This window comes from Bacteroidota bacterium (assembly GCA_016699695.1).
GTDB lineage: Bacteria > Bacteroidota > Bacteroidia > Bacteroidales > UBA10428 > UBA10428.
In genome coordinates, this window is sequence record CP065006.1 from 805,427 (window position 1) to 825,317 (window position 19,891).

General features: G+C 42.0%; 18 protein-coding genes. 12 read left to right on the forward strand and 6 right to left on the reverse strand.

The window, feature by feature from the left end:
• The first annotated feature begins 116 nt into the window (after window positions 1-116).
• The 5 genes from IPM71_03345 (at window position 117) to IPM71_03365 (ending at window position 5,292) form a co-directional block, all read left to right on the forward strand.
• Complete coding sequence (locus IPM71_03345; GenBank protein QQS51772.1) at window positions 117-1,169, forward strand: glucose 1-dehydrogenase; 1,053 nt, start codon at window positions 117-119, stop codon at window positions 1,167-1,169.
• A 28-nt stretch (window positions 1,170-1,197) separates the two neighbouring features.
• Window positions 1,198-1,995 carry an aquaporin gene (locus tag IPM71_03350; protein ID QQS51773.1) on the forward strand — a complete coding sequence of 266 codons (798 nt, stop codon included), beginning with the start codon at window positions 1,198-1,200 and terminating at the stop codon, window positions 1,993-1,995.
• A gap of 44 nt (window positions 1,996-2,039) precedes the next feature.
• Window positions 2,040-3,164, forward strand: coding sequence for a hypothetical protein (locus IPM71_03355; GenBank protein QQS51774.1), 1,125 nt, complete (start codon window positions 2,040-2,042; stop codon window positions 3,162-3,164).
• Between the two features lie 104 nt (window positions 3,165-3,268).
• Window positions 3,269-3,709, forward strand: a complete 441-nt coding sequence (gene tnpA / locus IPM71_03360) for an IS200/IS605 family transposase (protein QQS51775.1) — start codon at window positions 3,269-3,271, stop codon at window positions 3,707-3,709.
• 413 nt (window positions 3,710-4,122) lie between these two features.
• Window positions 4,123-5,292, forward strand: a complete 1,170-nt coding sequence (locus tag IPM71_03365; GenBank protein QQS51776.1) for a BamA/TamA family outer membrane protein — start codon at window positions 4,123-4,125, stop codon at window positions 5,290-5,292.
• A gap of 183 nt (window positions 5,293-5,475) precedes the next feature.
• Here IPM71_03365 and IPM71_03370 read toward each other — a convergent pair whose 3' ends face one another.
• Window positions 5,476-6,813: an MFS transporter gene (locus tag IPM71_03370; GenBank protein QQS51777.1), complete on the reverse strand. Its 1,338-nt coding sequence runs from the start codon at window positions 6,811-6,813 to the stop codon at window positions 5,476-5,478.
• 197 nt (window positions 6,814-7,010) lie between these two features.
• On the opposite strand from IPM71_03370, the gene IPM71_03375 reads away from it, so the two are divergent.
• The 4 genes from IPM71_03375 (at window position 7,011) to IPM71_03390 (ending at window position 11,248) form a co-directional block, all read left to right on the forward strand.
• Window positions 7,011-7,331, forward strand: a complete 321-nt coding sequence (locus tag IPM71_03375; protein QQS51778.1) for a hypothetical protein — start codon at window positions 7,011-7,013, stop codon at window positions 7,329-7,331.
• 168 nt (window positions 7,332-7,499) lie between these two features.
• The gene (locus tag IPM71_03380; GenBank protein ID QQS51779.1) at window positions 7,500-8,906 is read left to right on the forward strand and encodes a GAF domain-containing sensor histidine kinase; all 1,407 of its coding nucleotides are present in this window, start codon (window positions 7,500-7,502) and stop codon (window positions 8,904-8,906) included.
• Window positions 8,907-9,041: 135 nt separating this feature from the next.
• Window positions 9,042-10,634 carry an indolepyruvate ferredoxin oxidoreductase gene (locus IPM71_03385; protein ID QQS51780.1) on the forward strand — a complete coding sequence of 531 codons (1,593 nt, stop codon included), beginning with the start codon at window positions 9,042-9,044 and terminating at the stop codon, window positions 10,632-10,634.
• 32 nt (window positions 10,635-10,666) lie between these two features.
• Window positions 10,667-11,248, forward strand: coding sequence for an indolepyruvate oxidoreductase subunit beta (locus IPM71_03390; GenBank protein ID QQS51781.1), 582 nt, complete (start codon window positions 10,667-10,669; stop codon window positions 11,246-11,248).
• Between the two features lie 3 nt (window positions 11,249-11,251).
• Here the strand turns inward: IPM71_03390 and IPM71_03395 are convergent, their stop codons facing one another.
• The 4 genes from IPM71_03395 to IPM71_03410 form a co-directional block, all read right to left on the reverse strand.
• Window positions 11,252-11,794 carry a YkgJ family cysteine cluster protein gene (locus IPM71_03395; protein ID QQS51782.1) on the reverse strand — a complete coding sequence of 181 codons (543 nt, stop codon included), beginning with the start codon at window positions 11,792-11,794 and terminating at the stop codon, window positions 11,252-11,254.
• Window positions 11,795-12,035: 241 nt separating this feature from the next.
• A complete protein-coding gene (locus IPM71_03400) occupies window positions 12,036-13,226 on the reverse strand; it encodes an aminotransferase class I/II-fold pyridoxal phosphate-dependent enzyme (GenBank protein ID QQS51783.1) in 1,191 nt (396 codons plus the stop codon).
• 137 nt (window positions 13,227-13,363) lie between these two features.
• A complete protein-coding gene (locus IPM71_03405; protein QQS52776.1) occupies window positions 13,364-13,642 on the reverse strand; it encodes a YkgJ family cysteine cluster protein in 279 nt (92 codons plus the stop codon).
• Window positions 13,643-13,725: 83 nt separating this feature from the next.
• The gene (locus IPM71_03410) at window positions 13,726-14,406 is read right to left on the reverse strand and encodes an inorganic pyrophosphatase (protein ID QQS51784.1); all 681 of its coding nucleotides are present in this window, start codon (window positions 14,404-14,406) and stop codon (window positions 13,726-13,728) included.
• A gap of 304 nt (window positions 14,407-14,710) precedes the next feature.
• On the opposite strand from IPM71_03410, the gene IPM71_03415 reads away from it, so the two are divergent.
• The 3 genes from IPM71_03415 to IPM71_03425 all read left to right on the forward strand — a co-directional run bounded on the left by IPM71_03415 (window position 14,711) and on the right by IPM71_03425 (window position 18,820).
• The gene (locus IPM71_03415; protein QQS51785.1) at window positions 14,711-15,763 is read left to right on the forward strand and encodes an endonuclease/exonuclease/phosphatase family protein; all 1,053 of its coding nucleotides are present in this window, start codon (window positions 14,711-14,713) and stop codon (window positions 15,761-15,763) included.
• 77 nt (window positions 15,764-15,840) lie between these two features.
• Window positions 15,841-17,778 (forward strand): T9SS type A sorting domain-containing protein, encoded by a 1,938-nt coding sequence (locus IPM71_03420; GenBank protein QQS51786.1) that lies wholly within the window; start codon window positions 15,841-15,843, stop codon window positions 17,776-17,778.
• Window positions 17,779-17,872: 94 nt separating this feature from the next.
• Window positions 17,873-18,820 (forward strand): TerC family protein, encoded by a 948-nt coding sequence (locus tag IPM71_03425; GenBank protein QQS51787.1) that lies wholly within the window; start codon window positions 17,873-17,875, stop codon window positions 18,818-18,820.
• 142 nt (window positions 18,821-18,962) lie between these two features.
• Here the strand turns inward: IPM71_03425 and IPM71_03430 are convergent, their stop codons facing one another.
• Window positions 18,963-19,796: a hypothetical protein gene (locus IPM71_03430; protein QQS51788.1), complete on the reverse strand. Its 834-nt coding sequence runs from the start codon at window positions 19,794-19,796 to the stop codon at window positions 18,963-18,965.
• Between the last annotated feature and the right edge of the window lie 95 nt (window positions 19,797-19,891).

Genomic DNA, 19,891 nt, shown 5'->3' on the forward strand with positions numbered 1-19,891 from the left:
GTGGGCATGATATTAAATAAGCTTGTAACTGGCATAATAGAGGCTAATCAATAAAAGTTTGTTTGAAAAATAATAAAATGTGAAATGAAGAAATCAATTAAATATCCTACCAAAAGATGAAAGCGATTACTGTAGAACCAAAAAAAACCGGATCAGCAAGATATATGGATTTTCCTGAACCGGATCTTAACGAAGGTTCAATTCTGGTGGAAGCTATTGCCGTAGGTGTATGCGGAACTGATGTAGAGATAGTGGAAGGAAAATATGGATGGGCGCCCACAGGAAATAATCAGTTGATATTAGGTCACGAATCACTAGGACGTGTAATTGATCCGGGCACTGCCGCCGGCTTTAAAAAGGGTGATTTAGTAGTAGGTATAGTCCGGCGTCCTGATCCGATTCCGTGTCCGAACTGCGCGGTGGGCGAATGGGATATGTGCCGGAATGGCCTTTACACAGAACGAGGAATAAAAGAAATACATGGCTTTATGTCCGAACGGTGGAGGATAGAACCAGAATATGCAATAAAAGTCGATCCTTCTTTAGGTATTCTCGGTGTTTTGCTTGAACCAACAACAGTTGTAACCAAAGCATTGGAACAAATCGGAATGATTAGCCGTCGTTCATTTTGGGAGCCCACTAAGGTGCTTGTTACCGGAGCAGGTCCAATAGGACTTCTCGCAGCACTTAGCCTAAAAATATGGGGCGTGGAAGAAATACATGTGCTTGACCAATACAAGTCCGGTTTGAAACCAGACCTGGTAAGAGAACTTGGGGCCATTTATCATTCAGGTAACGTTTCTGATATAGGTTTTGAACCAGATGCCATTGTGGAATGTACCGGCGTTGGTCAGGTAATTGAAGGTTGTATTCAGCAACTTGGTGCAAATGGTATCTTATGTCTTACAGGAGTAGGTCATGGTGGACATATGACCAAAGCAGGAACTGCGGATATGGCGGCAAGTGCTGTACTAAGAAACACCGTAATAGTGGGCAGTGTCAATGCCAACAAACGACAATGGTACAGAGCAGGCCAAACACTTGCAAAAGCCGACAAACAATGGCTGGCAAAACTTATTACCCGCAGAGAAAAACCTGAAAATTTTATGCTTGCCCTTAACCGGAAGCCAGATGATATAAAAGTTGTTATTCAGTTTTCAGAAGTTTAATTTTATATTCGATAAAAACTGCAAGATCATGGAAGATCGTAACAATGCAAGATATCTTAAATACCGGTCGAAATTTTTTATATCTGAGTTTTTTGGCACTGCTTTGCTACTGCTGGGTGGGTTGTCAATTGTAATATTTATGTTTGGAACCGGCAGCCCAATGGCTCAGCTGATTCCGGATATTAAGATACGCCAGATGATGACGGGCTTTCTCTTTGGATCGATAGGTGCATCCATTGCCCTTTCACCCATCGGTAAATTAAGCGGAGCACACATCAATCCTGCTGTAACTATGGTGTTTTGGTTGTTTCGGAAAATTGAAGGACGCCTAACAATTACCTACATTTTCGCACAGCTAACCGGTGCGATAGTGGGTTGCTTGCCCTTATTAATCTGGGGACAAATGGGCAAGAGTATCGAATTTGGAGTTACAGTGCCAGGCACAGGTTATTCGGATCAATCGGCTTTATTGGGAGAAATTATTACTACTTTTACAATGGTCACTCTTCTTGTTGTTTTCATTGGCTTCAGGCAAATACGACGGTTTACTCCTTATATGTTCCCAGTACTTTATGGTATCATGGTTCCGCTCGAGGCTGATATTTCCGGCATTAGCACCAATCCTGCGCGCAGTCTTGGCCCCGCTGTTGTTTCCGGCCAGTGGGATGGATTCTGGATTTATATAATTGGTCCGATTGCTGGTGCATTCCTGGCAAGTCTTGCCTGCAGTTTGCTTGCCAAACGTATTACCATTGCCAAACTGTACCATTTCGATAGCGAAAGCGAGGGAGATGCTTTATTGCGAAGCGCAAAGCCCAAATCTTAGAAATCATCCTAAACAGAATCTTACTAAACAATAAAAAAATCGATATGAAAACTATCTCAAAAATCGGACTCTCTGTATTTTTAATTGTTTCATTGTCGCTGAATGCACAGGTTTACACCAACAAAGAAGTTGGAAAAAAGAACCAAGAGCTTATCGATAGCCTTGAAAAAGCAAATTACCCCTATACATTGCCAATCTGGGGAGCAAAAGCTACAGCAAAAGGTTATAGCCTGCCATATTCAGCAGGTATTAGTGTAAACTATCTTCAGCAGGAATCTGCCCTCATAATCGACAACCTTTTTGTGGGCTTCAATAATGGCCCGCAATATGACCTGAATGAGGTTATCCGTTTCGAGGATGCCACAGCAAGAGCCGGAGCTCTCACAGTCAGACCCGATATATGGGTGCTGCCATTTTTAAACGTGTATGGCCTTTTTGGCAAAGCAAAAACTTCGACGGAAATAAGCGCCGGGCTGTACATCCCCGACACAAATAATGTTTGGAACGAAATTACCTCTTTCTCTACAACTGCTAACTTCGATGCTACAGTTGCTGGTTTTGGCTTTACTCCTACATTAGGCGTTGGTGGTGGTTGGATAGCTCTTGATATGAATGTTGCCTGGTCGGATGTTAGCGCCCTTGATAAGCCTGTTTTTACGTTTGTTTTTGGACCACGATTGGGTAAATCCTTCAAATTTAAAAAGCCTGAACGCAATATCGCATTTTGGGCAGGTGGCTTTAGGGTTAAATTTTCTTCAGAAACTAACGGCTCGATAAAATTAAATGAAGTAGTGCCTATTGAAGATTTACAGCCAAAAGTAGATGAAGGATTGGCAAAAGTCGATGCAGCCTATGAAAATGTCGAAACCTGGTGGGCCGGATTATCGGAAAGGGAACAAAACAATCCTGTAAACGAGGCTAAGTATGAAACAGCCAACCGGGCCATTGATAAAGCAGGAAATATTCTAACTAGTCTTGATGGTGCCCTGAATGACGAAAATACAGCTTCTGTTCAGTACTCATTGGACAAAACGCTCAAAGACAAATGGAACTTTATTGTGGGCACCCAATTTCAATACAACAAACACTGGATGCTAAGAGCTGAAATTGGATTTTTAGGCAGCCGCACTCAAGCTATGGGCGGATTGCAGTATAGGTTTGGATTATAAATGAATGATAAGTATATTGTTTTCCTGAATTGTCCCTGGCTTTAGCCAGGGTTAAAAAAAATACCATTTCGGCTTTAGCCAAAAGAAGCAGAATTCTAAAGCAGATGCCTTACATTAAACTCTATATCCATTTTGTTTGGAGCACAAAAAACAGATATCCATTTCTAAACACCCCTGATTTAAGAAGAAAAGTATGGAATCATATCCAGGAAAATGCCAGTGAAAAGGGCGTTTTTATTGATTTCATTGGAGGATACAGCGATCATTGTCATTGTCTGGTTTCACTTGGAACCGACCAAACCATTCAAAATGTGATGCAATTAATTAAAGGGGAATCTTCTTTTTGGATTAACAAACAGCAACTTTGTGAAGTTCAGTTTGCATGGCAAAACGACTATTTTGCGGTCTCTGTATCAGAGTCCTTGCTAGAAAAAACAAGGGAGTATATTAAGAACCAGGAAGTACACCATAAGAACAAATCATTCGATGAAGAATACAAAGATTTTGTTTTGAAGCATGGCTTTGTGTATTTGGAAGAAAATTAGGCTGAAGCCAATTTGCTTTTTTTACCCCTGGCTAAAGCCAGGGGCAATTCAGGCTAAAGCCAGGGGCTAATCAGGATAAAGCCAAGGGTAATTCAGAATAATGCCAGGGGCAATTCAGAATAATGCCAGGGGCAATTCAGAATAATGCCAGGGGCAATTCAGAATAATGCCAGGGGCAATTCAGAATAATGCAAGACGCAATTCAGGATAATGCAAGAGGCAATTCAGGATAATGCAAGAGGCAATTCAGGATAATGTCAGGGGCTATTCAGGATAATGTCAGGGGCTATTCAGGATAATACCAGGGGCTATTCAGGCTAAAGCCAGGAGCAATTTGGGTTGAAAGTAGTTTTTTTAATTTTGAATTACCCATGGCTTAAGCCATGGGCAAAAAAGTAAGCAAAACTTATTCTATGAAAACATTTTATAAAAAGCCTCAAATTCTTGTCTTTCTTATTGCAATTATTCTTTCAGCAAATTGTTTTGCCCAACAAACTGACAGTATCCCATCCAAAAAAGCCATGCGGGCCGAAAAAAAGCAGGAGAAAATTGATGCCGGAAAATTAATGATCACACCCCTTGCCGGCCCGGCATACACTCCTGAGCTGGGCTTTACTATTGCCGGTGGCATCATGACTTCGTTCAAAACCAATAAAAGCGATAGTTTAATCCAGCGTTCATCAGCACCGATCATGCTCGGAGTATCCTCCACTGGTGCATTCTTTGTTCAAACCAAATGGACTACCTTTTGGCTCGAAGACAAGATGCGGATTTATGCCGATGTAAATTTTAAAACCATGCCCGATAATTACTGGGGGGTTGGCTACGATGCTGCAAGAAATACCGAAAAGGGCGATTCAACTACTGCTTATGAAAGAAACTGGCTTCAGTTTTACCCGAAAATTTTGTGGCAATTCAAAAAAAATCTGTTTATCGGCGGAATTATTAACCTCAATTATACCAAGGGAAATGATGCCTCTGAAGTGGTTGCCAATGACCCGTATTACATAAAATACAACGAAAAACCTTTTAACAGCGGTCTGGGCGCGATTTTTCAGTACGACTCACGAGATGTTCCGGTTAATGCCTGGGAAGGTACCTTTGTAGAAATATCATCCACCTTTTTCAGCGAATACCTGGGAAGCCAGAATAACTACCAGGTTTATGAGCTCGACCTTAGAAAATACCAACAAATAAATCGCGATGGACAGACACTGGCTTTCCAGCTCAGAGGACGGTTTGGATTAAATAATATCCCCTATGGCGAGATGTCGCAACCCGGAACCCCCTTCGATTTGCGTGGCTATACCTGGGGGCGTTACCGTGACTATTCCATGTTATTTGCCCTAACCGAATACAGGCATATGTTCCTGAAATCGAACCATGAAATGAGCCCGCATGGAATTGTATTGTTTGCAGGTGCAGGAACAATAGGCCAGGATGCAAGTAATTTTAAAGGATGGTTACCTTGTGTTGGAGTGGGTTACAGATTTCAGGTTCAACCCCGTATGAATCTCAGAATAGACTACGGATTTGGATTCGAAAGCCAGGGCTTCTACTTCAACTTTAACGAGGCATTTTAGAGTCCTAACCTATACCCACTACTCTTTCATTCAGAACCAATTTTCTGATTCAGCCACAGTAATTGATTCAACCTGCAAAAAAAGGAAAAGGTTTCCGAAGTAAATACTCAGAAACCTTTTATATTAAGATCTTACGAAAAACTTTGAACCTTGAACTTTGAACCTTGAACTGTTCATAGTTGATTAGGCCAACTCTTTACGCTCTTTAAATTCGCCCATAGTTTTGGTAAAAATCCAGATAGCCAGTATGCCTAGCAAGGTGTGCAAAGCAAGCGTGTACATAATGTATTCCGGATGACTGGCTTCTTCGAAACGCCCCATGAGTCCGGTATAAAGCCCGCTCAATACCGCGCCAATAAAAACAGCCAGGAAATTTGTACCCATATACAAACCCGCTTTTTCTTTGGGTGCAATCCACATGATATATTCCTGTATTCGTGGCGATGAAATCATTTCGCCCATGGCAAACAGAAAAACACCAAGAAATACCAGGTTATTGTTAAAACTGACCGACAAACCAAGTAAAACAAATCCGGATGCCGCAATTACCAACCCTAATAAAAAGGAAGAAATAGCTGCTCTTTTCTCAAAAAACCATGAGATAACCACCTGAAAAAGGATGATAATATAACCGGTATGTGAAATAGCTTCAGCATTAATTTTCCAAACCCCATTGGTATTGGTCGAGATAAAATTGGCAACCGTTTCGCCAAGCATTGCTTTAACCGATAAATAAAGCTGAGCGTTATCGAGGTAATCGTTAATATACACTGCCAGGGTATTGAAAAAAGCCCAAAATGGCATCCAGAAAAATATCCCTAGCAAAAAAATAAACAATAAAAATTTGTAATCCGAAAGGGCTTCTCCCATGTCGATAAACTTACTTTTCAGGGTAGCACCTTCAATTTCGCGGGCTGGTTCCTTATAAAAAAAGAGTGTGATAACAAACATCAGCGAAATGATGGCTGCAGCAGTGTAAAAGACATAGTCCCAAGACATGGCACGCAGTTTTCCCATAATTATAGGGCCAAAAGAAGCACCAAGGTTTACCATGGCATAAAAAATTCCAAACCCCAGGGTTTTATTAGTCGAGTCGGTGGTGGCCCTTACGGTAGCCGAAATCAGCGGTTTGAAAATTCCTGCAGCAAAACCTATCGAAAGCATAGTAAGGGCAATGCCAGAGAATGTTTTAGTTACAATTAGTAATAGAATTGAGGGTAAATAAGCAAGGTATGAGATTATCAGCACCTTTTTAAAACCATACCTGTCAGCAAAGGTCCCAGAAAAAAGCGGTATCAGGTAGGAGATTCCCAGAAACACACTTTGTATAATACCCAGATCAGATTTTTCATAGCCCAATTGTTGAAGGTAAATACCAAACCCCATGTAAATACCATAATAGGCAAAGCGCTCCAGCACCTCTATGAGGTTTGCTGTCCAGAACACTTTCGGAAAAGCAGTGCGTTTACTCATTCTTGTTTCAATTATTAGTTTAAAATAGTTTTTCCTTTGAGGTCTCATTTAAGCAAGAATGAAAAAAATCATACCCAGCCGGAAACAAATTCATTTTTCACTTAGTAAAAACCCAAAAATGGCAAACAAAGTTTAATGCGCAATACATTTTAGTTTATTTTCCAAGAAAATAGAAAAAATACATTCGGACAGAAAAGCAGAATATTCATGATGTCCGTTTCAATTGGTAATCAAAAAAAGTAATAATGAGGTCTCAGAAAAAAATAGCATTTCTATTCTTAATTGCCGCATTGTTTTTCGGTACGGCTAACATTTTTGCTCAATTTCAAACTTTTCCGCAGTCCAAAAGCTCTGGTATTTCTGGTGAGGAAATAGATGTAGAAGCAAAAAGGCCCGGCAACAGGAACAACAAAAGGCATATCGAAGACAACAGCAAAAAACAAAAAATTAAGACAGGCAAAAAACATCGCCGAAACTATACTTGCAGTCAATGGCAACCTTATTTTTCCGAAAAAGCCAGTCAGCGTAACAAAACACTCCAGCGGCAACGGCGCAGGAATGGCTAGGAAGCACATTGTGTTTTAAATCTTCAACAATTCGACCAATTGAGTTCTAAAATAACACGGTCACTTCTTCGGTACCCACTTGTTGCCTCCAGCCATCTAAAAAACTGGTTTTGTCTTTGCTTAAAAAGGTTCTATTTTTACATGTCGTAAAAATTGCCAGGCCCTTCCATGCGCAATACTTTTAGTGTGCTGCCTGAAACACCTATTTCAATGAACCTAGATGCCCTGCTTAGAAGAGAACAGCTTGTAAAACAAATATGCGCACAGCTCAATAACTTTGTAGACCTGCGCAACACCCTCACCTCAATAATTACACAAATTAAAGACCTTACCCGGGCCGATGCCATCAGTATCAGGCTCAATGAAGAAGGCGATTTTCCTTATTATGTTTCGGAAGGGTTTCCTCAGTCATTTCTTGATAAAGAAAATTCACTCCTGGAAAAAAATCCGGAGTTATCAGCACACGAATGCCTCTGTGGACAAGTAGCAACGGGTAAGGCAGACCCGAATAAGCCATATTACACAGAAAATGGTAGTTTTTTTACCAATAGCTCTACCGAAACAACACCTCAAATAGAAGATAATGAACAGGGCTTTACTATTCGAAATTATTGCAACGCATGTGGCTATGAGTCGATAGGTTTGTTTCCTATAAAAAATCGCGAAACAATAATCGGTCTGCTTCAGATTAACCACAAGGCACGCGACAGGTTTTCACCGGACATCATTGAGTTTATTGAGATGATTGGCAAGCAAATTGGAACAGCCATTGAAAATGCAATTCTCTATGAAAAGTTAAAGAAACAAAACACCGACTTGGAAGGAAGTTTAAACAAACTCAACAACCTTCAGGACCAGCTTATAACCGCAAAAAAAAATGCAAGCCTTGCCGATATGGTTGCCAGCATGGCGCATGAAATTTACGAACCCATTACACAAGCACATACCTCCTCATTGCGGGCACTCGAAATCACATACAGCCTGGCCGAAAAAGATACCGGATATGCCCGCGAAATCTCAACACTGGCCAGTGAGGGAAAAAAAGCACTTAAATACATTGATGAAATAAGAGAACTTATTTATAGTTTCAAGGCCATTGCAATCGATCAATTCCAGGAATCAAGGCAACTGATCAACCTTAAAGTCTTTATTCAAAACCTCCTGAAAGTGCTCAAACCTTCTTTTAAGGATGTTGACATTAAGTTTGCAATCCATTGCAAAGACCAATTAGAATTTATGTGCTTCAGCGGTGCCCTATCGCAAATTTTTACCCAATTGCTCCATAATTGCTATCAGCATGGTTTTATGGGCTGCAAAACTGGCGAAGTAACAATTCGTTGCCAGGTTCTGCCAGGTGATACCATTGAAATCTCTGTCAGCGACAATGGCCACGGACTTCAACCAGAAACAAAACAAAAGATTTTCGAACCTTTTTTCACCACACAACGCTCCCTCAATTCCGGCCTTGGCTTGAGCATGGTAAAAAATCTGGTCGAGAAAACCCTTAGAGGAACCATCGAAGTCAATACTGCTGTGGACGAAGGGGTTGAATTCCGCATACGGTTCCCCTATTGAGTATTCTTGCGACAGTTTTAGAGTTTGTATTGCGCCCAGAGATTTTATTCAAAGCTGTCTTTCAGCCACAACAAAAATCATATTTAGCCTAGTGGGCATTTGCTACATTTCTTCATAGAAATGCACACAAAACAAATGGACAATCTCTTGCTTTTAGGCGATGAAGCTATTGCACAAGGCGGAATCGATGCCGGTATGTCTGGCATATATGCCTATCCCGGGACCCCTTCTACCGAAATAACCGAATACGTGCAAAATTCGCACGAAGCTATTCAAAAGGGCATTCACTCGAGTTGGTCTGCCAATGAAAAAACAGCCTACGAAGCAGCTCTGGGAATGTCTTATGCAGGTAAGCGAAGTATGGTTTGCATGAAACACGTAGGCCTGAATGTGGCTGCCGATGCCTTTATGAATTCAGCTATTACAGGAGTGCACGGTGGCATGGTGGTAGTGGTGGCAGATGACCCTGGCATGCACTCATCGCAGAACGAACAAGACTCGCGCTTTTACGCCCGCTTTGCATATATCCCTGCACTCGAACCTGCCAACCAGCAGGAAGCTTATAATGCAGTGCATTATGCATTCGACCTCTCGGAGCAAACCGGCTTACCGGTAATGATACGACTCACAACCCGTATTTCTCACAGCCGTTCCGGGGTCATCCGCACTCAGAATCGAAATCAAAATACCTTATCGCCCTTCAATCAGAGCAAACGATTTATCTTATTGCCCGCCAATGCCCGCAGGCAATACAATAGCCTTCTCGAAAAACAACCCGGACTGGAAGAAATATCCAACCATTCATCCTTAAACTACCTGGTCGAAGGGGATAATTTAAAGATGGGGATTGTGGCATTTGGTATAGCATTTAATTATGTCATGGAAATTAGGGTACGCCACCAGCTTCAATATCCTGTAATGAAAATAGGACAATACCCTTTGCCTCGCACCATGCTCACTAAATTTTTTGAAAAACACGAATCGATAATGATAGTGGAGGAGGGTTATCCGGTTTACGAGGAGTTGCTTCGCGGCTATTTTAACAACGAAAAAAATATTCTGGGCCGTCTCGATGGCACCCTTCCACGAACCGGGGAGCTTAATCCCGATTACCTGGCTAAAGCACTTAAAATTGATCTGCCCCCTGCCCTTCCGCCTTCCGAAATTTTGCAGCCACGGCCTCCCATGCTTTGCCAGGGATGCAGCCATCGCGATGTATACGAAGCTTTGAACGAAGCGATCAGGAATGATGAAAGGCATGTATTTTCTGACATTGGCTGCTATACACTGGGCGCATTACAACCCTTTGAGTCGATTTCTACCTGTGTGGATATGGGCGCCTCGGTTACCATGGCCAAGGGTGCTGCTGACGCAGGATTGCGACCCGCCGTGGCAGTGATCGGTGATTCTACCTTTACCCACTCCGGCATGACCGGACTGCTTGATGCCGTGAACGATCAATCGCCCATTACAGTAATTATCTCCGACAACTCTACCACCGGCATGACAGGTGGGCAGCACTCGTCCGGAGAAGGCAAATACATTGCCATTTGCAAGGCTTTGGGTGTAGAAGAAAATCACATTCGGGTAATGAACCCCTTAAAAGTGCATTACGCTGAAAATGTAAAAATCTTCCAGGAAGAATTTGCATACGAAGGAGTATCGGTAATAATTGCCCAGCGAGAATGCATCCAAACCCTGGCAAAAAAGAAAAAGAAAGCAAAATAGATTAATAGTAGCTCTTTAAATATAGCTCTTTTATGAAAAAAGATATTATTCTGGCGGGTGTGGGCGGACAGGGAATATTAAGTATTGCTGCGGTAATCGACCGGGCGGCCCTGAACAACAAACTCCATTTTAAGCAAGCCGAGGTGCATGGAATGAGCCAAAGAGGTGGTGATGTCCAATCGCATTTACGGATCTCCTCCGACATCATTTATTCCGACCTCATATCGCAGGGCTGTGCTGATTTGATACTTGCCGTGGAACCTCTGGAAGCTTTGCGCTACCTGCCCTTTCTTTCCAACTCCGGTTGGGTTGTAAGTGCGCTGACACCTTATAATAATATCGCTTACTACCCCGATGACAATTCAATCAGGAATGCATTAAACAAGCTCCCACGAAAACTTCTGGTTGAAGCTGAAAAAATTGCCCGTGAACAAGGAAGCAGTAAAACATCGAACATGGTCATGCTTGGTGCTGCTGCCCACCTGACAGGCTTATCCAATGCCTCGCTGGAAGATGCCATTACCTGGTTGTTTGAGAGGAAAGGAGAAGAAATTGTTTCACAGAATCTTGCTGCGTTCAGGGCCGGATTGCAAGCCGGGAAAAATCAAAATTAAACCTTAATGATCAGAGATACGGTTTGTTATGTAATAACCGATAAGACTGTTTAAATCCACCATTTCTCCAGGTTCATATTCAGTTTCAGTGAACGAAGTAATAAATTCGTTGTTAAGATCGAGCAGCTTTTTTAGATAATCATCTTCGAGAAATACGTTTCGGGAGTTAAATTTTTTGAGTGTCACTTTTCTGAAATTCAAATGACAAAAGGACAACTCGTATTCATCCAGCTCTTCGTTAAGCCTTACTATTGGAAAGCCCTCGTAACGACATGCCGAAGGACGATGCAAATAGATGGAACATTTATTATCGATCAGAAAACGACACATACCATCGTTGCTCTCGGGTTTCAGATGCATTTGCATTTCTTTCATCTGCCAGCGAATGTATCCAAACTCTACAGGCAAAACCTTAAATGCTGTACAGCATGAAGAACAACCCGATTTACAGAGCATGTTTGTTTTATGCACTTTCCATAAACCGGCACATTGATCATCCAGCTCCTGACGTAAACTAAGGTATCTCTCAAAAAACAACTTACCCATTTTCAAATCCACTTACTCAAAAAATTAATTCTTAAATAAGATAGGTATTTTAAACAAAACAAAAAAATAGTCTGAAGCAAAGCTTAAGTTTTTCTTAAAACTGTAATCGATCCTAAAATAATTAAACATGGATTTTAATAAAACAAATGAAGCGAAAGACAGCATAAAATAAGCAATCAGGTCGAAAGCTATGCCCTGCGCACCATCAAATAATTTAGCTTAAGGATCAAAAAAGTTTAACTTAACTATTAATAATTACTTTTTTCATCCTTTGCCAGGTTCGTTCTATGTCGTAATCGAGGCCAACAGAGAACCGCACTAATCCTGGAGTCAGCCCCATAGAGTATTGAACTTCAATGGGTATCTCCGAGGAGGTGCTGCTTCCTGAATTACTGAAAAGGGTTTTAAAATAGCCCAGGCTCACCGCCAGATAACCTACCCCTTCTTCCTGTAATTCTTTCATTACCTTCGATGCCCTCTCAGGAGTTTCAAAATCGACAGAAAGCATTCCGCCATATCCAAATTCCTTGTTAATTAAGCGATTGGTAAGTGCATAATCGGGGTGTTCGGGTAATCCGGGGTAAATAGGCCTGAAGCCTTCTTCCTTAAGCTTTTGTGCCAGAAAGAGGGCGTTTTTACTATGCTGTACCATGCGAATATGCAGGGTATGTAAATTTTTAAGTATACTGGACGAGCGCAAGGGATCAAGCACTGGCCCAAGCAACATAGCCGTGCCACTGTTTACATCCGAAAGGGCATTGACAAATTTTTCTGAAGCGCATATAGCTCCTGCCACACAATCGTTCTTGCCGTTAATGTACTTGGTCATGCTATATACCACAATGTCGGCACCAAGCAGTGCCGGCTGCATAATCATAGGGGTGAAGGTGTTGTCGACCATCAATACCGCATGATGACGTGCTGCAATATCCTTTAAACGAGGAATATCGGAAACCTGCAAAAGAGGGTTTGTCATGCTTTCGGTATAAATCACACGGGTGTTGGGTCTAATAGCCTTTTCCACACTCTCGAGGTCAGAAATGTTTACAAACGAAACTTCGATATTAAACTTAGGCAGGTAGTTCTTTAAAAAGGCATAGGTGCCACCATAAGTAGTTACACTGGTAACAATATGGTCGCCGGAATTGCACAACTGCAAAATGGCACAGGTAATGGCCGCCATGCCGGAAGCTGTAATCCATGCCGATTCGGTTCCTTCCAGCGCAGCAAGGGCATCGGCCAGGTATTTGTTGCTCGGGTTCCAGTGGCGCGAATACAGAAAGCATCCCTCCTGATGTCCCAGAAAGGTTTCGGTCATCGATTCTGCCTCCATAAATGTATAGGTCGAAGAATCGGTAATAGAGGGGTTTACACCTCCAAACTCGCCAAATTGTTTAAGGTCCTGAATGCGGCTTGCGGGGTCAATTTTCATGGCATAGAAATTTTTCAAAAAAATAGCATATCCTATGGCCACAATACATGATAATTTACAGCACAGAGCTGTATTTCAGAAAAAAACTAAGATACTGGTAGTAGAGATATTTTCAAAAAACTTTTCTCTGCAGAAATCTATTGAATAAATTGTTTCATTACCTCATGGGCATTTATCCCTTCCAGCCCGGAAATGATAGAAACTGCTTCTTCGCGATTGTTGCCGCATACTTCTTTTTCTGCTCTAAAGCCCAGGCATACTGCGGGGCGTTCAGACTTACCAAACAATGCGCATAAGCCATCGGCACTTAGATGAATGCACCTCACCCCGGCAGGCTTTCCGTTAGGCATACCTGGAATGGGCGACGATATGGAAATAGCCACGCAACAGGCTCCACAGCCTGCACGGCATTCTATAAAGCCAGAATTAGTTGCATTGTATTTTGGGGCTATCATACAGTGATTGGCTTCCTTTTAAGAAAATGAATTCTCCAGAAAGATTACCATTCGGTAGCCGAAGAAAGTATTTTATCCAATCCGGCAAATTTTTCGTGGTAATCGTCGGTGGAGCGCATTATAACTTCTTTTGCTTCCTCTGCCCCATAGGTGTGGGTAATCTGAGTTGCAGCCTTGTTTCCGGGAAGGTCTTTATAGGTGAGAAAATAATGTTTCAGCCTGTCGGTAACCAATTCGGGCAGTTCCGAAATATCCTGGTAAACACTATAAAAAGCATCGTTGTGGAGCACCGCTACTATTTTATCATCGGCTTCGTTACCGTCAATCATACGAAAACCACCTATCGGTCGCACCAGGGCCAGGATATCGCCGTGGACGATGTCTTTTTCGGTAAGAATACAGATATCAATCGGGTCGTCATCGCCCTTAATATCTTTTAAACCTGTTTTTTCCATGGCAAACTCGGCTACTTTTTTGCCCGAATAGGTTTGGGGTATAAAACCATAAAGTGCAGGTACCACGTTGGAATATTTCTGAGGGCGGTCGATACGCAGATAGCCTGAAACCTTGTCAACCTCGTATTTTACCGTATCTGTAGGTACCATTTCAATAAAACACACCACTTTTTCCGGAGCATCAGGACCAATATCCACACCATGCCATGGATGCGATTTGTAACGCAGCCCCATTAAGCGACCAATTGGGTCCATGAGTTTATTTGCCATAAATGAATTTTCCTTTTAATGTGTTACAAACAGATTCAAACAGACTGTGATTGGAAATTGTTCAGGTATACCTTACAAAATCTTATAGGTCTTTACTTTAGTACCATTTGAGCGGCGCAAAGATACTATAAAGCTTTAGTTTACGAAGTTAATTCAAAAATTTATGGTGTGTTTTATTAGAATCTTTTTGAATATTAAGAAATTGCAAAGTTTACTTTATGCTGAGATTTGATAAAATATACTTTCAGTTTTTCTCTATTTTCGAAAGTTCAATTTCTATTTTTGCAGTCCTCAACATACAATTATGATCCGGAATAATTCCATACTCGCCCTGATTCTGCTGTTGGCAGTTCCAACAAGCCTTTTCTCGCAAAAAGCAACTTCTTCCGACATTTTGATCGTTGGTTTTTATAACCTCGAAAACCTTTTCGATACCATTAATCAGGAAGAAGTAAACGACGAGGAGTTTACTCCTGGAGGTAAAAACAACTGGACTCACCAGCGCTACACCAGCAAACTCAACAACATGTCGCGTGCAATTGCCGATATAGGCAGCAAGGATGGTGCCTTGAATGGTCCGGACATACTGGGTGTATGTGAAGTAGAAAACCGAAGCGTGCTCGACGACTTGACAAAGCATGCTACTTTAGCACCGGAACATTACCAAATCGTGCATTTCGATTCGCCCGACAAGCGTGGTATTGACGTGGCTCTGCTTTATAAAAAAAATGCATTCGAAGTGCTGCACACTAAAACTTATAAGCTTAACCTTACCAATCCGGTTAACGGAGAATCCATCGAAACCCGCGACCAACTGGTGGTATCCGGTAAGATTAAAAAACAGAAAATCTCTATTTTAGTAAACCATTGGCCGTCGCGCATGGGGGGCGAATTGCGCAGTCAACCCTTACGCCTGGCAGCTGCCCAGCTTAGCCGGCATATTATCGATTCTTTGTTAGAAGCAGACAGCCTTGCAAATATTATCGTCATGGGCGATTTTAACGACGACCCGACCAACCTCAGTACAAAAGATTACCTTCAAGCTAACTTTTTTGCTGACAGCCTTGCGAAAGAACAATTGTACAATCCATCAGCTTCAATTTTTATGCAAGGCAAGGGATCTCTCCAATACCGGGGGAAATGGAATATGTTCGACCAGATTTTTCTTTCAGGCAACTTATTGACTGAAAATAAAAAGGAATATAGCTTTAGCCATTTCGAAGTAGAAAATACGCCCTACCTTTTCGAACAGGAAGGAAAATTCAAGGGCTATCCTCACCGCACCTTTGCCGGAGGCAATTTTCTGAATGGTTTTAGCGATCATTTACCAGTATACATTGTTTTAAAACATCAATAATTATCATTCTATTTTTGAATTTCCTTCTAAAAACTTCGTTACTTAAGAAGGTTTGAAATAAAACTATCCGAATTACGATGAAAAAGCTCTTAATAACCGCAGCAATAGTATTCAGCACATTTTTTGGAATTGTTGCCCAGCAGATTTCATTTTCTACACAGCCTCAGATCATAGAAATACAAAAAGAGGCCTTAACCTTGAGATGGGAAACCAACATTACGTCGTCCACAGAGACCTTTTGGGGTTATACTCCCCAACTGGAGCAAGCTCCCTTGAAGCTTGCTGGTTCTGACACACTGCACACGCTTACTCTCAGTGGCCTGTCTGCCTCAGACCTTGTCTATGTAAGAACTTTTTCTGTCGATGGCACCGATACTGCATTCGCCAGCAAAGTGCAGCCTTACTTGACAGCCTCCAATTCGTCCTGCCAGATAAAAGTCTATTTTAATTCAACGGTTGATACAAGTGTAGCTATCGGAGAAAAAGCTATTACCCTGTATCAGGCAATTGCCGATACGCTGGTAAGTTACATTAACCGGGCCACCGAGAGCATTGATATGGCCATATACAACCTCGACACCTACAACAGTAATCAGATAGTTTCGGCGCTAAACAGTGCACATACCAGGGGAGTGCTTGTGCGTGTGGTTTACGATGGCAGTACTTCCAACAGCGGCATTGCCCAGCTGAACAGCCAGATTGGTAAAATTAAAAGCCCTACCACTAGCAGTTATGGCATCATGCACAACAAATTTGTGGTTATTGATGCCCATGCCGTTGATCCAAACCTGCCTATCGTATGGACTGGGTCTACCAACTTCACCTCGGCTCAGCTCAATACCGACGCGAACAATGTAATAATACTGCAGGATCAAAGTCTTGCCCTGGCTTTTACCCTCGAGTTTAACGAAATGTTCGGTAGCGCAGATGCGCAGCCCAATGCCTCAGTAGCCAAATTTGGACCCTATAAAGCCGACAATACTCCCCATGAATTCAATATAGGAGGAAGAAGGGTAGAATGCTTTTTCAGCCCTACTGATGGTGCTGACAGTAAGATTATCGAAGCCATTAAAACAGCCGAAGCAGAGTTATACATTGGCACCATGCTAATAACCCGCGATGAAATTGCTCGTGCCATTCGAGATAAAAGTAATGCCGGCGTGGATACCCGAATGATTGTGGACAATGTGAGTTATACTTCGTCGCAGGATGCAATTCTGGTTCCTGCATTGGGAGAAAATTTTAAGGTCATGGGCGAAACAGGCATATTTCATCACAAATACATGATGGCCGATCCACAAAAAAACGATTCGGATCCACTTGTGTTGACAGGCTCTCATAATTGGTCTGCAGCAGCACGCGACCGCAACGATGAAAACACCTTAATTGTGCACGACCAAACAATTGCCAACCTTTATTTCCAGGAGTTTACAAACCGCTTTAAAAATGGTGATATACTGGCTACCACACCCATTTGCCGACCTGATTCGGCAGAAATATTCGCTGAAACAACTACGCCCCTCACCATTCAGGTTCTCGACAACGACAGCATTCAGGGAATTGTAAACCTGAGTATTTCACTCGACACTGAGCTGGGAATTGTGGAGGTAAACACTGATAACAGCATCAGCTACAGACCAAAACTCGGCTTTGACCAAGGTGTCGACTCGATCCGGTATAAAGTATGTGCCAATAATTATCCGGGGCTTTGCGATGAAACTTATGTGCGAATAACGGTGGACCTTATCGGTGAAACCACCCTCACAAATACTTCTTCACCCCTGGTAGAGGTTTTTCCTACCTACACAAATGACCTGATACACATTAAGGGATTAAGCGGAAATTATAAGGTAAATGTGGTGAATCAGGCCGGTCAGGTTGTCTGGAGCGAATCTGCCAGCGGCAACACCGAGACAAATCTGAGTCATTTACCGGATGGCAATTACTACCTCGTTATCATTTCGGAGAATGAAGGTTACTTTACTCAAAAAATCGTCCTAAAAAAGAATTGGTAAATTGCAGAACTCAACAGTATAATATTACCTTTGCGCCACTTAAATCCATTACCAACTGGCTCAAAGAACCATTAGTATTTAAACGCTAGGTAATATGCAAACTCCAATTATTTTCTGGGTACTTTTTAATGTTTTTGTTTTTCTTATGCTCGCCTTGGACTTGGGCGTATTCAATCGAAAAAATCATGTTGTAAGCCTCAGGGAATCCCTTACCTGGACTTTTGTTTGGATTTCCCTTGCACTAATCTTTAATGCGATTATCTATTTCTGGCGTGGACCCCAGCAAGCCCTGGAGTTTTTTACCGGCTACCTGATAGAAAAAGCGCTGAGCGTTGACAATATTTTTGTGTTTATCATGATTTTTACCTATTTCCATATCCCTTCGAAATACCAGCATCGTGTACTTTTTTGGGGAATCCTGGGAGCCCTGGTACTTCGTGTAATCTTTATCTTTGCTGGCGTTGCGCTGATTGAAAAATTCCATGTCACTATCTATGTTTTTGGTGCACTGTTGATTTATACAGGTTATAAAATGTTTACTCAGCACGGAGAGCCTATCAACCCCGAACACAACCGGCTGCTGAAGTTTGTAAAAAAACACCTACCTGTTACTCATGAGTTACACGATGGAAAATTTTTCGTGAAACAACAAGGGAAACGCTTTGCTACTCCCCTTTTTCTGGTACTGATTATTATCGAAACCTCTGACCTGATTTTTGCTGTTGACAGCATTCCAGCAATATTGGCCATCACACGCGATCCTTTTATCGTTTACACTTCCAATGTGTTTGCCATTTTAGGCTTAAGGTCGCTCTATTTTGCGCTTGCCGGCGTAGTGCATCGTTTCTGGCTTTTAAGTTACGGACTGGCAGTAGTATTGGTTTATGTGGGTATAAAAATGCTTCTGGTCGATGTGTACAAAATACCTATTGCATGGTCCTTACTATTTATTGCTATCGTACTTACTGCCAGCATTGTAATCTCACTTAAAATTCAGCCCAGGGAAAAGGCCTCAGATTCAGAGGTACCAAAGGCAGTTTAAGGTTTTTAGTTTGAAGTGCAGATTTAACTGAAATAGGCGGATTTAAAGCACAAAAGCTAAAAAAGACAGTGACGTTTGCTTTCGCAGCAATTGTTTTATAAACGCTGCGATTTAAAGCAACTAAAGAGATAGAGGGTTTATTTTACCTTTTTCCAAACAATAAAATCAATGCCTCCGGAAGTCGGGCATGCCAGTCACGTTCGCTGTGCGTGGCAAGGGGATCAAAGACTACAAAGAAATCGGTTTGCTGATGGTATCCACTTTCTTCCAGATTCAGAACCATTAAATCAAGTCCGGGCTTCAGCAGGCTGTCCACTCCATGACCACCCATATCGAAATAAGCCATCATGAACCTTTTTTCATTGGTGTCAGCCTTAACACGATGGGCAAGATTTACCAAGCCCTGATTGGGATAATCAATAAAGGCTGGCGACATGCAAATGGCTTTAGAAAAAACATCGTTGTGCTCCCAAAGAAGCTCAAAAGCAATGGCCCCGCCGGCCGACGATCCGCCTGTAAATGTGGATTCTCTGCCTGAACTGGTATGGTAAACCGAATCGATAAAAGATTTTAGCAGGCCTGTCATCCAACTTGTATAATAAGGCACCAGACTGGTCATGTATTCAGCAGTTCGTTGTGGAGAATTGTAAATACCCACCAAAATAAAGGGTTCTATCAAACTAGCACGAATCAAACTGTCTGCCACTTCATCGAAGTGCCAGTCGTAACCAAAGCTGGATGTTTTCGGGTCAACCAGGTTTTGTCCGTCTTGCATATACAAAACCGGATAAGCGCGATACGAACTGTCGGTATATCCAGGAGGCAACCAAACAATTACAGTCCTGTCCGAAATGGAGTCGGAACCAGGCATTTGATGGTATCGCACCTCGCCGGTGATACCCTGGCTGCTTTCCTGCGAGAAAACAAAAAGTGGCAGCCATAAAATAAGAAACAGGTTTGTAACGAATAACTTCATAAGAAAAATAACTCTCATTACGAATTTACAAATTATAATTGCATAACCAAACCGGAGCGGTAAATGCCCCGTTCAATCTAATTTCTGAACTTACA

What these genes read in the sequence shown, in the direction of transcription:
- IPM71_03430 (QQS51788.1), bottom strand. Translation starts at nt 19,796, where the DNA reads ATGAAGTTATTCGTTACAAACCTGTTTCTTATTTTATGGCTGCCACTT.
- IPM71_03390 (QQS51781.1), top strand. Translation starts at nt 10,667, where the DNA reads ATGAAAAAAGATATTATTCTGGCGGGTGTGGGCGGACAGGGAATATTA.
- tnpA (QQS51775.1), top strand. Translation starts at nt 3,269, where the DNA reads ATGCCTTACATTAAACTCTATATCCATTTTGTTTGGAGCACAAAAAAC.
- IPM71_03355 (QQS51774.1), top strand. Translation starts at nt 2,040, where the DNA reads ATGAAAACTATCTCAAAAATCGGACTCTCTGTATTTTTAATTGTTTCA.
- IPM71_03425 (QQS51787.1), top strand. Translation starts at nt 17,873, where the DNA reads ATGCAAACTCCAATTATTTTCTGGGTACTTTTTAATGTTTTTGTTTTT.
- IPM71_03345 (QQS51772.1), top strand. Translation starts at nt 117, where the DNA reads ATGAAAGCGATTACTGTAGAACCAAAAAAAACCGGATCAGCAAGATAT.
- IPM71_03410 (QQS51784.1), bottom strand. Translation starts at nt 14,406, where the DNA reads ATGGCAAATAAACTCATGGACCCAATTGGTCGCTTAATGGGGCTGCGT.
- IPM71_03400 (QQS51783.1), bottom strand. Translation starts at nt 13,226, where the DNA reads ATGAAAATTGACCCCGCAAGCCGCATTCAGGACCTTAAACAATTTGGC.
- IPM71_03385 (QQS51780.1), top strand. Translation starts at nt 9,042, where the DNA reads ATGGACAATCTCTTGCTTTTAGGCGATGAAGCTATTGCACAAGGCGGA.
- IPM71_03395 (QQS51782.1), bottom strand. Translation starts at nt 11,794, where the DNA reads ATGGGTAAGTTGTTTTTTGAGAGATACCTTAGTTTACGTCAGGAGCTG.
- IPM71_03350 (QQS51773.1), top strand. Translation starts at nt 1,198, where the DNA reads ATGGAAGATCGTAACAATGCAAGATATCTTAAATACCGGTCGAAATTT.
- IPM71_03370 (QQS51777.1), bottom strand. Translation starts at nt 6,813, where the DNA reads ATGAGACCTCAAAGGAAAAACTATTTTAAACTAATAATTGAAACAAGA.
- IPM71_03375 (QQS51778.1), top strand. Translation starts at nt 7,011, where the DNA reads ATGAGGTCTCAGAAAAAAATAGCATTTCTATTCTTAATTGCCGCATTG.
- IPM71_03380 (QQS51779.1), top strand. Translation starts at nt 7,500, where the DNA reads ATGCGCAATACTTTTAGTGTGCTGCCTGAAACACCTATTTCAATGAAC.
- IPM71_03415 (QQS51785.1), top strand. Translation starts at nt 14,711, where the DNA reads ATGATCCGGAATAATTCCATACTCGCCCTGATTCTGCTGTTGGCAGTT.
- IPM71_03365 (QQS51776.1), top strand. Translation starts at nt 4,123, where the DNA reads ATGAAAACATTTTATAAAAAGCCTCAAATTCTTGTCTTTCTTATTGCA.
- IPM71_03420 (QQS51786.1), top strand. Translation starts at nt 15,841, where the DNA reads ATGAAAAAGCTCTTAATAACCGCAGCAATAGTATTCAGCACATTTTTT.